Origin of the sequence: Nitrospina sp. 32_T5 (assembly GCF_052156635.1) — a bacterium.
Taxonomy (GTDB): domain Bacteria; phylum Nitrospinota; class Nitrospinia; order Nitrospinales; family Nitrospinaceae; genus Nitrospina.
In genome coordinates, this window is record NZ_JBQKUO010000004.1 from 55,573 (window position 1) to 68,975 (window position 13,403).

Annotated in this window: 12 protein-coding genes; 3 read left to right on the plus strand and 9 right to left on the minus strand. The window is 54.8% G+C overall.

The features are described from left to right. Nucleotides 1-25: 25 nt before the first annotated feature. The 5 genes from tilS to ACTRW9_RS11610 all read right to left on the minus strand — a co-directional run bounded on the left by tilS (nucleotide 26) and on the right by ACTRW9_RS11610 (nucleotide 7,549). On the minus strand, nucleotides 26-1,444 hold the full coding sequence (gene tilS / locus ACTRW9_RS11590) for a tRNA lysidine(34) synthetase TilS (RefSeq protein WP_442429470.1): 1,419 nt from the start codon (nucleotides 1,442-1,444) through the stop codon (nucleotides 26-28). A gap of 69 nt (nucleotides 1,445-1,513) precedes the next feature. After that, nucleotides 1,514-2,785: a peptidylprolyl isomerase gene (locus tag ACTRW9_RS11595; RefSeq protein WP_442429471.1), complete on the minus strand. Its 1,272-nt coding sequence runs from the start codon at nucleotides 2,783-2,785 to the stop codon at nucleotides 1,514-1,516. After that, the gene (locus tag ACTRW9_RS11600; protein WP_442429472.1) at nucleotides 2,760-3,737 is read right to left on the minus strand and encodes a peptidylprolyl isomerase; all 978 of its coding nucleotides are present in this window, start codon (nucleotides 3,735-3,737) and stop codon (nucleotides 2,760-2,762) included. The genes ACTRW9_RS11595 and ACTRW9_RS11600 overlap by 26 nt, the downstream gene beginning before the upstream one ends. Further along, nucleotides 3,727-7,131, minus strand: a complete 3,405-nt coding sequence (gene mfd / locus ACTRW9_RS11605) for a transcription-repair coupling factor (protein WP_442429473.1) — start codon at nucleotides 7,129-7,131, stop codon at nucleotides 3,727-3,729. Before mfd ends, ACTRW9_RS11600 begins: the two co-directional genes overlap by 11 nt. Before the next feature lie 55 nt (nucleotides 7,132-7,186). Next, nucleotides 7,187-7,549, minus strand: a complete 363-nt coding sequence (locus tag ACTRW9_RS11610) for a hypothetical protein (RefSeq protein WP_442425427.1) — start codon at nucleotides 7,547-7,549, stop codon at nucleotides 7,187-7,189. 116 nt (nucleotides 7,550-7,665) lie between these two features. Between ACTRW9_RS11610 and ACTRW9_RS11615 the strand changes: the two genes are divergently transcribed. Beyond that, entirely contained in the window at nucleotides 7,666-8,556 is an 891-nt protein-coding gene (locus ACTRW9_RS11615; protein ID WP_442429474.1) for a carbon-nitrogen hydrolase, read from the plus strand. After that, nucleotides 8,546-9,607, plus strand: a complete 1,062-nt coding sequence (locus ACTRW9_RS11620; protein ID WP_442429475.1) for an agmatine deiminase family protein — start codon at nucleotides 8,546-8,548, stop codon at nucleotides 9,605-9,607. The genes ACTRW9_RS11615 and ACTRW9_RS11620 overlap by 11 nt, the downstream gene beginning before the upstream one ends. Here ACTRW9_RS11620 and ACTRW9_RS11625 read toward each other — a convergent pair. The 3 genes from ACTRW9_RS11625 to ACTRW9_RS11635 form a co-directional block, all read right to left on the minus strand. Then, nucleotides 9,604-10,365 (minus strand): phytanoyl-CoA dioxygenase family protein, encoded by a 762-nt coding sequence (locus ACTRW9_RS11625; RefSeq protein ID WP_442429476.1) that lies wholly within the window; start codon nucleotides 10,363-10,365, stop codon nucleotides 9,604-9,606. The two genes, ACTRW9_RS11620 and ACTRW9_RS11625, sit on opposite strands and share 4 nt — an antisense overlap. A gap of 16 nt (nucleotides 10,366-10,381) precedes the next feature. Next, nucleotides 10,382-10,702: a LapA family protein gene (locus tag ACTRW9_RS11630; RefSeq protein WP_442425423.1), complete on the minus strand. Its 321-nt coding sequence runs from the start codon at nucleotides 10,700-10,702 to the stop codon at nucleotides 10,382-10,384. An 84-nt stretch (nucleotides 10,703-10,786) separates the two neighbouring features. After that, nucleotides 10,787-11,608, minus strand: coding sequence for a hypothetical protein (locus tag ACTRW9_RS11635; protein WP_442425422.1), 822 nt, complete (start codon nucleotides 11,606-11,608; stop codon nucleotides 10,787-10,789). A 371-nt stretch (nucleotides 11,609-11,979) separates the two neighbouring features. Between ACTRW9_RS11635 and ACTRW9_RS11640 the strand changes: the two genes are divergently transcribed. After that, nucleotides 11,980-12,786, plus strand: a complete 807-nt coding sequence (locus ACTRW9_RS11640; RefSeq protein WP_442429477.1) for a sulfurtransferase — start codon at nucleotides 11,980-11,982, stop codon at nucleotides 12,784-12,786. A 36-nt stretch (nucleotides 12,787-12,822) separates the two neighbouring features. Here ACTRW9_RS11640 and ACTRW9_RS11645 read toward each other — a convergent pair whose 3' ends face one another. Beyond that, nucleotides 12,823-13,281, minus strand: a complete 459-nt coding sequence (locus ACTRW9_RS11645; protein ID WP_442425420.1) for a hypothetical protein — start codon at nucleotides 13,279-13,281, stop codon at nucleotides 12,823-12,825. Between the last annotated feature and the right edge of the window lie 122 nt (nucleotides 13,282-13,403).

Here is a 13,403-nt window from a genome sequence, read left to right on the forward strand (position 1 = left end):
TGCCCAATGTGTTGGCGCCCCTCGTTCATTTCAAAACCCTGATATTCAACGTATTGCGGGTCTGCTCGGAAATACGGTAGAGCTCCGAGATGCGCCCCTCTAACACCCAAATAATATGATCGTCCGCGGTTGTCAATACGGTCATCCGTTTTCTTTCAGCGCGCGGAATTTTTTCATCTTTAAAGTAATCCTTGAGCTTTTTGGACCCCTGCATACCCAGGGGCTGAAACCGGTCGCCGGCTCGCCAGTGACGAATTCGCAACACAGGACCGGTTTTATCAAAATCCAGAAGGGCCTGTTGGATGTCGGCCGGCTCTTTATGAGCCCCCTTTTCAACTTCAGCCGATATTTGAATACCCAAAGATTCAACGGACGTGACCCCGGGAATCTGAAGGAGGCACCCCTCGCCCATCAACAGGTTACTGTTGTTTAAGATGCCGGGTTGTGACTCCGGGATTTTATATATCTTGAGGGAATCGGCCTCCCTTTCGGCAGCCCATTCACCGGGCAGGGAGACCACCTTTCCACTCTGGCCTGATTCCAGCAGGGCCAGGACCTTCAGGATATGGTCGAAGGTGGCCCGGCGCAGGTTGCCGCGTCCACGTTCCAAAGCCAGCCTCACCAACCGGGCCTGCAGGGCCGGCGACAGCGCCTTCAGGGCTTCACACTCCAGAATCACCTGACGGTTCTGGTGATCCTCCCGGCCCAGACGCTCGAACCAGTCCTCCGCTTCGCGATTCAGATGCTCCTCTTCCCATTGAAGAATACGTGCAGTCTGTTGCAGGGCCTGGCGGACCTGGGGATTGTATTCCCGCTCCAGATAAGGGAGAAGTTCCATCCGGATACGGTTGCGCAGGTATTGGACGTCGCGATTGGTGGCATCTTCGCGGAATTCAATTTTCTCCTTTTTCAGGAATTCCATCACATCCTCGCGCGTGCAGTCGATCAAAGGGCGAATGAGGTTGCCGCGAACCGGCCGCATTCCACTCAGCCCGCGCGGACCGCCTCCCCGCAACAGGTTGATGAGCACCGTTTCCGCCTGATCGTCCGCAGTGTGGCCCAGTGCCACCCTCTGCGCCGACACCTGTTCCCGTACCGACTCCAGAAACTTTAGCCGGATGGTGCGCGCAGTTTCCTGAAATGACATGCCGCTTTTGGCGGACGCTCCGGGCACATCTTCCCGTTCAACCACAACAGGAATGCCAAGCCGGACTGCAGCCTGGCGAACAAACTCGGCATCTTCCTCTGATGCTCCTTCACGGGTGCCATGATCCAGATGGGCTACCGTGAGCCGCAATTCCATTTCGGACCGCAACCGGTCCAGCGCGTACAGGAGAGCCACGGAATCGGGACCCCCGGAAACGGCGACAACCAGATGGTCACCGGGCGTCACCATATTATGGATAGCGAGGGTACGCTGAATTTTTTCGATAAAAGGGAGCATACGGCCCCTGAGGGGTGGAGAGACCGGGGCGTTGGGGGCAGGAATCCGGTTACGGGATCGGCGCGTGAATTACAGGTTTTCCAGCAGGGATTTCTTACGGCGGTTGTATTCCTGCTCGGTGATCAGGTCCATGTCTCTCAGGTTTTTATAATATTTCAGTTTTTTCTCCAATGGTTCAAATTCCCTGGCAACCGGGGTTTCCTTTTGAAGAGTTTCCTTTTTCCCGATTTGCAAAGGAGGCAATACTTCCTCCTGGCGCGGAACCTTTTTCTTGACCGGAGTGGTTTCCATTTTGTTTATGGACGACCCAGGCATTTTACCCGCAACCACCGGCTTATTATTATGTTCGCCGGAAGGTTTCAACGAACCCAGCCGTTTTTCAATGAATGATCTGGCGCGAAGATCCTCAATGTATTCTTTAAATACAGACTCAAAGCGTTCGTGTTTCAATTGAGCCTCAATGCGACCTTCCACATCCTCCATGGGGACGGGAGCTCCGTGGAGGATTTCTTCCACTTTGATAATGTGGAGTCCATACGGGGAGGTTATAATATTGCTCACCTGCCCCGACTTCAGGGAAAACGCAGCATCTTCGAATTCGGAAATCATTTTACCCTTTTCAAGCACTCCCAAATCTCCGCCATTCGATGCGGTTACGTCCTCGGAATACTCCTTTGCCACGTCCACGAATTCGCGACCACTTTGAATCTCTTCAAGGGCCATTCGCGCCTTCTTCTTTTTAAGTTCCACCTCGTCCTGGGTGAGACTGTTATCCAGAATAAACAAGATGTGCCTGGCGTGCACCTTGGGGGTGGTCCAGAAATCTTTCCGGTGGGCGTCGTAATATTCCGCAATTTCCTCTTTACTGATTTTGATACGGGAACGGACTTCCAGGTTTATGACGCGGCTCAGCAGGATTTGTTCACGGATGCGCTTTTTGTATTCCTCCATTGTGCGCCCTTCCTGCTCCAACATTTCTGCCAACTGTTCCTCAGTCAGGTTGCCACGGGCCCGAATGTCATCCAGCGCACTCTGCATCTGACTTTCTTCCACAATCATGTTCAATCGCTCGGCCACACCAATCATCAGGATTTCATCAATCATCTGCTCAAGGGTTTGCAGGCGCACCTGTTCGAAGGGAGGCAAGGCCTCTACGCCCATTCCCGAATAGCGGGCCATGTCCACCCGGGCGCGTTCATCAAGGGCACTTAAGGTGATGATCTCGTTATTGACCTTGGCCACCACCCGGTCCAGCACCTTGGCATGCACACCCGGCCCTCCCCAAAGCAGGAGCAGGGTGGAAAAAAGGACTACGTTAATGAATGTTTTCCAGAGCGTCATAATTGATTTCGATTTTCGCCTGGTTCTTCAACTTGAGAAGCCAGGCCTGAAAGGCTTTCTCTTGCGCTTCACGCAACAGCTTTTTGTGGATCGCATCCCTTGATTCTTCAAAACTCATCTTGCGCTCGGGTTTTTTGTCCACCACCTTGAATACGTGGTAACCATAAGGCGTCCGGATGATGTCACTGACCTTGTTCACCTTGAGCTCGAACACCTCATCGAATTCCTCCGGCATCTGGCCCGCCTCGAAGTAACCCATGTCACCGCCGCTTTCACTTTCCAGCCCCAGCGAGTGCTCCCGCGCCAGATCCTCGAACTTTTTCCCCTTGCGCAGGAGCTTGAGAATATCGCGGGCCGAATCTTCATTTTCCACCATGATGTGAAGAGCGCGCAACTGTTCGCCTTTTTGGAATTCACCCTGATGCTCGTCAAAGTACTTCTGCAATTCCTCTTCCTTAACTGAGACTCGGCTGTTTACGCTCTCCTGAATCAGTTTTTTTATAAGCAGACGCCTTTTCAGTTTTTCCTTCCATTCCTCTTCGGTATTTTCCTGAAAATCCAAAATCTTTTTAAACGCCCCCTTTTCATATCCTTGCCGGATATTGTGGTACTCGATCTCCAGGGTATCCGGCTCCAACTCAATACCCTGCTTCTTCACTTCCTGTAGAAGGATCCTTTCCTGAATCATCTGATTGAGCGCGTCCATGCGAAGCCATACCAGCTTTTCCCTTGAAAGCGGCTGTTCATCCTCGACCCGGTATTTTTTCCGGTTGCGTTCGAATTCCTTGACCAATACCTTCTTATCCAGTTGCTCTCCATTCACGTGGGCAACCACCTCCGGATTTTCAAATTTCGGGCCTTCTTTTTTTTCTCCGCACGCCGACAACACAAGCACAAGCCCTAAAAGGCCCGCACACCGGGCGAAAAATGCGGAATCACGTTTATTCTTCATCCAGTGGCCTCACCAGCTGCCGGAGGTATTCCGTCACCCGTTCGATATCTTTTTTCCATCCCGCATTGTCTACCTTAACGCGAATTTCGTATTCAGACACCAGGCTCAGACGTAAATCCAGGAGCGCGGTCAGTGACTCGGACTTCATCGGCGTGGTTGGAGCGATTTTCAAATATACGTATTCACCGGACCGCTGGGCCCTGGTGATGTGCAGCCGCTGACACAAAATCTTCACCTCCATCAAAGCCAGAAGTTTCCCGGTTTCGGAGGGAATCGCGCCGAAACGGTCGTTCAATTCCTTGCGGAATGCCTCAAGGCCATCGAGGTCGCCCACCAGTTGAAGGCGCTGATAGGATTCCAGGCGCTGGTTCAGATCGGCAATGTAATCCTTGGGAATGTACCCGCGAATCTGGAAATCCATCTCGGTTTCCACCTTCTCTTCAACTTTCTCGCCCTGCGATTCGCGGATGGTTTCTTCCAGAAGTTTGCAATACAGATCGAAGCCGACGGTAGAGATGTGGCCGGACTGGTTTTTGCCAAGCATGTTGCCCGTTCCGCGGATTTCCATATCGCGCGCGGCCAACTGAAACCCCGCGCCGAGGTCACTCATTTCCTCCAGCGCCATCAGGCGTTTGCGCGCGTCCTCAGACACCACCATGGTACCGGGTATCAACATGTACGCGTAGGCCTGATGTTTGTACCGGCCCACCCGGCCGCGCAACTGGTAGAGCTGGGCCAGTCCGAACTGGTCGGCGCGGTTGATGATGATGGTATTGGCCGATGGAATATCGAGACCGGACTCGACGATGGACGTACACAAGAGAAGATCGATTTCCTTGTCGATGAACTGCTTCATCACTTTTTCCAGCATCCGTTCCTGCAGCTGGCCATGGGCGATCCCGATACGCACCTCGGGAACGATCTTCTTGATCAATGCGGCCACGGAATGGATGCTGTGCACTTTGTTGTGGACGAAAAAAATCTGTCCGCCCCGGTCCATCTCGCGCATGATGGCGTCGCGTATGGTCTTGTCGTCGAACTTGCGGATGTAGGTTTTGATCGCCAGCCGGTCGCTGGGCGGGGTTTCGATCACACTCAGGTCGCGCACACCCATCAGCGAAAAATGCAGGGTGCGGGGAATGGGTGTGGCGGAGAGCGTCAGGATATCCAGTGAGGCGCGCAGTTTTTTCAACTGCTCCTTGTGTTTCACCCCGAAACGCTGTTCCTCGTCGATGATCATCAGGCCCAGGTTGTGGAACTGTACGTCTTTCGACAACAGGCGGTGCGTGCCGATGATGATATCCAGTTTGCCCTCTTTCAACCGGCGCAACACTTCCTTCTGTTCTCTGGCGGTGCGGAAGCGGCTGACCATGTCGATGCTCACCGGGTACATGTGAAACCGCTCGCGGAAGGTATTGAGATGCTGTTGCGCCAGGATGGTGGTGGGCACCAGCACCGCAACCTGTTTTTTGTCGAGGACCGCACGGAAGGCGGCGCGCATGGCGACTTCCGTTTTGCCGTAGCCGACGTCCCCGCAGATGAGGCGGTCCATCGGCTTCGACTTTTCCATGTCTTCGTGAATTTCTTCGATGGCTTTCAACTGGTCGTCGGTTTCGACGTACTCGAAACTGTCGGAAAACTCCTGCATCAAAACAGGATCGGTGGAGTACGCGTTGCCCTCCGCCACCTCGCGAGCGGCGTAAATCTTAAGAAGATCGCCCGCCATTTCGCGCAGGGAATCCTTCACTTTCTTTTTCTGCCGTTTCCACTGGGCTCCGCCGAGTTGACTGAGCGGGGGATTGTCCTCGCCCGCGCCCTGATACTTCTGCACGTAGGCGAGCCCGTCCATCGGCAGATACAATTTCTGATCATTGGCGTAGAGGATTTCCATGAACTCTCCGCCGCCAATGCTGGTCTTCAGCTCGCGGGTACCCAGGTATTTGCCGATACCGTAATCAACGTGTACCAGCAGGTCGCCCACCTTGAGATCCTTGAATCCCCGCTGGAAGCTGGCCGATTTGGGTTTCCGTCGAAAGCGGTGTTTGTGGGTGCGACCGAAGATTTCATGTTCGGCGACGAACACATGACCGCTTTCGGGAAGTTGAAATCCGTTGCTGATCTGCCCGGTCATCACCGGAAGATTCAATTCCTTTTCCAGAAGGAGTTCATTGACACGGCGGACGTGCCCTTTCGTGGGGGCGACCACGGTAACCTCAAACCGTTCCTTCTGCCAGTCGCGCGCGGCGTCGGCAAATCCGTCGAACCGTCCCTGAAAACCGGGGATGGATTTGACGTCAAATGAATGGCTCGCGCCCTCCGTCAACTTTAGCGTATTCAACACAACATGACGGCGGGACTGCATGGTTTGAAACAGGCCCTCTTTATCGAGATACAGTTTGTCCGGTTGCGGAGCGACTTCCTCCCGCTCCTGGCAACGGACATACTCATCGTGGATCAAGGACTCATACCGGTCGGCTTTTTCCTCAAGCGCATCCTTTTCATCCAGCACCAGCAGGGCATCGGCCGGCAGATGATCAAAAAGGCTTTCGGTCTGATCATAAAAAAACGGTGATAGAAACTCGATCCCGGAAAAGGTTTGCAGATGGCGCAGTTTTTCCAGAAGCTCATTCAGCTTGCCCCGGTCCACGGCCTGCTCGCGGGCATGGTCGAGGATGCGCCCGACCCCTTCTTCGCATTCTTTCTGGGTGAGACAGATCTCGCGCACCGGTAGCACCTTGAACGCGTCGATCTCTTCCACCGAAATCTGGGAGGTGACATCGAAGTGACGGATCGACTCAACCTCATCACCAAAAAACTCGACACGGATGGGGTTCACCGACGAAGGCAGGTAGAGGTCCAGGATGTCGCCGCGCGAACTGAACTCGCCCGGTTCCTCCACCATCTTGGAACGCCGGAAACCATTATCAACAAGACACAGCTCCAGCAGTTCGCGATCCACCGACTCACCCCGCTTGACCGGATAGGTGAGGTTGCTCAACACGTTCCGCGGCATGACGTACTGCATCGCCGCCTCAATCGGCACGACGAGGATGGGGCATTTGTTCTCTCCCAGCTTGTCGAGCACATCCAGTCGCTCGCCCGAAACCTCGCTCAGCGGAGACAGCGGTTCGTAGGGCAACAACTCCCAGGTAGGAAAGAATTGCGGAACGGGCCGCAGGTTTTCATATTTCAGGAAAAACCGCAGGTCGCCAAGCAGGGCTTCCCCACTGTTCTGGTCGGCGGTGACGATGACCAGCGGACGCCGAAGGGCTTTCCACATTCGAGCCAGAAACCAGGCGCGCGAAGCCCCGGTCAAGCCCTCGACCGTGGACGCACCGGCGCCCTCTTCCAGCGAATGGAACAATTCGTCCCACCCACTTTGGGTCGGGGGCATGACTGCATTCAACGTATTGGCGGAACTGTTCATGAATGGATTGACTGCCAGGGGATCAGGACTTCGCATTTTCAGGGAGCAGGTGTTCCCACTTCGACTCTCCCTTGATCTTGAAATTAACAGTGACGATGAAAGACGTGCCTTCGTAAAAATTCAACTTGTAGTTGCCGCCGCCAAACCGTTCGAACAGATACTCTTCACAGTTGTCGCGGAAGCCATTGAATTCTTCGAGGGTGAATTTGGCGATCTCGTAAAAATAAATCGAGACGCCTTCATACACGCCCACGAGCAGGGTGAGGTTGATCCGCTGGTAAATCTCTTCGAAACGCTGGTCGCATTCTTCGGAGGTGGGGTCCCGCTTGAGTTCCCGTTTCAGCTTGGGTTTGTAGTAATCTCGAAAAGCCTTTTTGACCCACATGATTCAGATTCTGATAGTTGTTGGGGTTGATCAAAAGTCGTTGCCGTGAGGCAAAACATTTCTTATACTCCCCTGAGGGGAAACAAAACGAAAAACCAGTTTAATTTTAATCAATTATGAGCACAAATACCAAGACAGAAATCGTCCGGGTCGGTCTCGTGCAGATGTCCTGCAACGAGAATCCGGATGACAACCTTAGAGAGGCTGTCCGGGGCATCCGAAAGGCTGCGGAAAACGGGGCGCAGATCGTCTGTCTGCAGGAACTCTACCGCTCGCAATATTTCTGTCAGGTGGAGGATACCGACCGGTTTCGGCTGGCGGAACCCATTCCCGGCCCCTCCACCGAGGCTTTTGGTCCTCTTGCCAGGGAGTTGTCGATTGTGCTCATCGTGCCGCTGTTCGAAAAACGCTCCGCCGGACTGTACCACAACAGCGCTATCGTGTTTGACGCCGACGGTTCGGTGGCCGGGCATTACCGCAAAATGCACATACCGGACGATCCCGGCTTCTACGAAAAGTTTTACTTCGCACCCGGCGACAACGGGTTCCAGGCCATCGACACCCGCTACGGAAAAATCGGCGTGCTCATCTGCTGGGACCAGTGGTTCCCGGAGGGAGCTCGGTTGACGGCTCTGGCGGGCGCGCAAATTTTGTTTTACCCCACGGCCATCGGGTTTCAGGACTTCGACTCCGAAGTCGCCTCCAAACAGGCGAATGCCTGGGAGACGATCCAGAAATCGCATTCCATCGCCAACGGGGTGTTCACCGTTGCGGTGAACCGCGTCGGCCGGGAACACAATATTCAGTTCTGGGGCCGCTCGTTCGTATGTGGGCCACTGGGTGAGGTCCTGGCCCAGGCGTCTGACGAATGCCCTGAAGTGCTGGTGGTGGACTGCGACCTCGCTCTCATTGAAGAAACCCGCCAGGGCTGGCCCTTTCTGCGTGACCGGCGGGTGGACGCCTACCAGAACCTGACCCGACTCTTTCTTGATTCGAATGGCCGCTGATTCCCCCACTCCGGCGCAGTCCGGCTTTCGCATGCCCGCGGAGTGGGAATCCCACGCCGCCACCTGGCTGACCTGGCCCCACAATCCTGAAACCTGGCCCGGACTCGACCTGCGCCCCATCGAAGACGTGTACCTGCAAATGATTGCCACCCTGATCGAAGGCGAAACCGTGCACGTTCTCGTCAAGGACCCCGAAAGCCGCATCTACGTGGAAAAACGCATGAAGGAACACCACGTTCTGGGCAAAGACGTCCAGATTCATTGCCTGCCCACCAACGATTCATGGATTCGCGACTACGGTCCCAATTTTCTGATACGGGAAAACAATTCCCTTCGCGATGTCGCCGCCAATGTGTGGCGGTTCAACTCCTGGGGTGGCAAGTACGAATGGGAACTCGACGACCGTGCCGGACTGGACATCACACGCCGTCTCGGCATCCCCGTATTCGAACCCGGACTTGTATTGGAAGGCGGGGCCATTGAAGTCAACGGGCGCGGCACCTGTCTCACCACCCGCCGATGCCTGCTTGACGAAAACCGCAATGCGGGAATGACACAGGAAGAAATGGAGCGTTATTTAATGGAGTACCTCGGCGCGTCGCACGTCCTGTGGTTCGAGGGGGACCTGGAAGGCGATGACACCGACGGCCACATCGACAACCTGGTGCGCTTCGTCGATGAAACCACCGTGGTCTATGCTTTTGATGAAAACCAGGATGATCCCAATCACGCCTGCCTGGCGGCAAATCACGAAACCCTTCAAGCGGCAACCGACCAAAACGGAAACAAGCTCGAAGCCATTGCACTGCCCATGCCGGAACGGGTGGAATTCAACGGTGACCGCCTTCCAGCCAGTCACGCCAATTTTTATATTGGCGACCAAAGTGTGCTGTTGCCGGTTTTTGGAGGCTCAAGCGACAAGAAAGCCGAAGGAATTTTAAAAGACCTGTTTCCGCATCGGAAGGTGGTGCCGGTCCTTTGCAACGAGTTCGTGCTGGGACTGGGCGCCATCCATTGCGTCACGCAACAGCAACCCTCCGCAAAAACCTAAACCCGGAATTTGTATTCCTTGCCGGGGTCACGCTCGCAGTCGGGGGGGAAGCTTTTCCTTTTGTCCGCGTAATACTTTTCGCGGTGATCTCCCGCCGATGCCTTGTTGTAGGTCACGTATAGAACGCGGCGAGGAAAGTCAGTCAGGTTGGGACCGGATCCGTGCGGCACGAAGGAATCAAAGAACACCATGTCGCCAGGTTGAAGCGGCAGGGTTTCGAACTTCATCCCCTCCATTTGCCCATCGGTAAGCGGTTCCCATTGTTTGCCGATCAGCCCCTTGCGGTGATGCCCTCCCGCAATTTGAAGGGGACCGTTTTCCGGAGTCATGGGATCAATGCATATCAGCGCAGTAATGAAGATTTCCGTGTAATCCCACCAGCCTGCCTGCTGGTCCTGGTGCCATTTAAATCCGTCTCCACCGGGTAGCTTGAAATTGATTTTGTCCTTGAACAGGATGGCGGATTCGCCAAACAGGTCGCCCACCGCACCTTTCAGCCCGTCGCTGTCGAACAATTCCCGAAAACCAGCGTGGTAGGGATACAGGTTTTCGACCCGTTGCAGAATGCGCTGGCCAGGTTCCTTGAGGCTGTCCTCGAAGTACATCATGTGCTGGCCGGGTGTTTCAGGCCAGTTCTGCACCTCGCAGGTCCAGTCAAGAAGGTCGTCGAGCACCGATTCCGAAAACGGGTTCGAAAGGGACAGGTATCCATCCCGTTTAAAGTCCGCAACCTGTTGCGGAGTCAAAACCTTGCTCATACTACCTCGTTGACAATCAGGGGTCGTTTTTTTCCGTGAGTTCCGGAAGGGATTTCGATTTCAATTCCGCGATTTCCCGGTTCAGGGAATCAATGGTTTTCTGTTTGCTGTGAATGGTGGCCTTGAGTTTCATTTTGGAAAAAACACTTTCCACCCAGGCCAGCAGAAACCCCAGTCCCAGAGAGGCGAGAATGACGATCAGCAGGGGAACCTTGACATTGACGGAGTTGAGCCCGAAATCATAAAAGCTCACTTCCACCAGATCGAGATTTTTGACAGCGAAAATGGAAATGATCAATGCCAGCAAAACGAAAATGACTATCTTGATCGCAGGCATAGCGTCCGGAGAATAGGAAAGGAAATTAAAAACGGCCTGGGGCCCGGCAAAGAGACCCCAAGCCGTGCTTTGAATTACAGGATACTACTCATCATCGGCAAACTCATCCTCATCTTCCTCGTCACCACCTTCTTCGGCGGCTTCTTCTTCAGAATCATCGCTGGATTCCTCGGAAGATTCAGACTCGAGTTCAATCTGGCCGACAGGTGCCGTTTCTTCGGAAGCGGCCACCGTTTCCTCAGCCGACCCGCTTTCGGTGGTCTCCTCCACAGCCGGCGCGGGGGCGGTCTCCGTTTGCGGAGCCGCATTGGTCATGGGAGCCATGGGGGCACCGGTGTTGTTGCCTTCCAGTTCCTGCAGAAGACTTTCAATGCTGGCAACCACCTGACCGGATTTGTTCTGCACATCAGCCGGAGCGTTACCGGTAATTCCCTGGATGGAAACCAGTGCGCGTTTGAGCTCGGTCACCACCACCTGCCGCTCATAGCTGCCGAAACGGGTTTTGAGGTCGGTGACATCCGCATTGACTTTGGAGAGTTGTTCGTCCACTTCCTGCCGGAGAGGTCCAAATTTCTGCTCGAGGGTATGGACGGCAGCATCCACATCTCCCACCTTGTTGCCCAAATCGCGAATGAAAAACAGGATGAAAATGATAGCCAGGGCCGCCATTCCAAAACCCAGAAAAGCCACGGCCTTGAGCAGGCTCATTTCCTCTTTCTCGGGATCGACCGGAGGCACGGGTTTTTCGAAATCATCCGCCGCGTTGCCCGCCTCTTCCTTGTCGCCCTGGGCGTAAAAAGAGCTCGCGTCTTCCTTTTCCTCCTGCTTTATTTTTTCAAGACGATCCTCGGGGCTCTGCCCACCGGACGGGTTATCCCGGTTGCTATCCTGATCATTCGTGGCCATTGATCCTCCAAAATAACGGTCTTATTGAACTTTTCTGTATTGTGTCCTTCGGTCGCATCCAGCCGGCAGGTCCGGTATTCTGGGGGTCAAATTATTGGATCGACCGCCCCGGACAATCCCCTCTCACTTCACAAAACGATTGTCGTTACAAAACATAAACAGATACAATGGTGAAAGAGGCTGGTGATCCTAACGCTTGCTTATCCGGAGCATGAAAGGCTGTTACACAAAAAATGAAGCATGATATTACAAGTCTAAAAGACTTTTTGTCAAGGAAAATAAAGGCCCTCGCCGTCTTCCCCGCCCTTGCTATCTGGCTGATTTGCGGGGCTTCGGCGACAGCCTGGGCGGCTGATGGTTTTGCGCCTCTTTTGACCATAAAAGAGTTCCGTGCCCTGCCTCAAAACGAGGTCGTTCTTCTTGACACCCGTTCCACCTGGCGCTACCTGCTGGGACACATTCCGGGTGCCCAGCCCACCGGCGACTGGCAGGATTATTCCGTTCGCCGGGACGGTGTTCCCGGTTTCATAGACCAGGATCCTGCCGCCATTGCCCAAAAATTGAAAGCCATGGGGGTGGACCGTGGGAAAACCCTGGTCCTGTATGGGGATCCCGAAGACAAATGGCGCACCGACGGTCGCTTTTTCTGGATGCTGGAGTTTTACGGGTTCACCCGAACCGCCCTGCTGGAGGGCGGCGTGGATTCATGGGAAAAGCAAGGTTTGCCAATGGAACGCGGGCCCGCCTCCTCCCCTGCCGCATCGAACCTGACAGCACAGGACATCCAGTTCAACTGGGAGGTATATGCCGACCAGAAATGGATCGCCGACCGGCTCCACTCGCCGAATCTGGCTTTGATCGATAACCGCGAACAAAATGAATACAACGGGGCAACCCCCTACGGGTCGTCTCGCGGGGGACACATTCCGGGAGCGGTTCATATCGACTGGCGGGAGTTTTACGACGCACGGGGCCGGTTGAAGCCCCTGGATACTTTGGAATCCCTTCTGGCCAAATGGAATATCACGAAGGATAAAGAGGTTGTTGTCTACTGCACCGGAGGGGTGCGCTCGGGAATGGCCTACTTTGTTTTCCGCTACCTGGGTTACAACGTGCGCAATTACGACGGCTCGTGGTGGGACTGGAGCCGCAACCCCCAACTGCCGGTGGAATCCTGACGCTCCCGAAGGAGCGCCCTTCCCTTACCGGATCGATCAGTGAGAGCCTTCGGGCATCGAGCCTTCCGGGTATCCCATGGGCGGGCCGCTGTAGGGATTGCCCATCGGGGGACCCATTTGCGACCCTTCCTCGTGCGAATGGTCGGAGCCTTCATGCTCATGCTGTGACCCCCCGCCCATCATGGGGTTGCGGGCCGGGCGCCCCAGGGATTCCGACGCGTGCACCAGGGCTTCGTTGTAATGCCGCAGAGCTTCCTGGGCATGCTTCAACGCTTCCGGCGCATGCGTTTTCACCTGCTGGGAGGCGTCGTCCATCTTCAGACTGAACTCGAGGTGCTTGATCATCTCCTGCAGGTGCAGGTAACCTTCCTCTCCATGCCCCAGGCCGACGCTGGCGTGGCCTCCCGATTGCGCCCAAACAGGCGTAAAAGAAACCATCCCCAAAACCGCCGCTACCATCACCATGGAAAATGTCTTACTGACGAGGCGCTTCATACTGACCCCCAAAAGGATTCGCTCACGATTGCAAAACACCCCTGCCGACTGTGTTTTGCCCATTTATCCTCTAAATATCCCCCAATCGTCCAGCCTTGTCAACGCACAAACCCGCCAGGCCG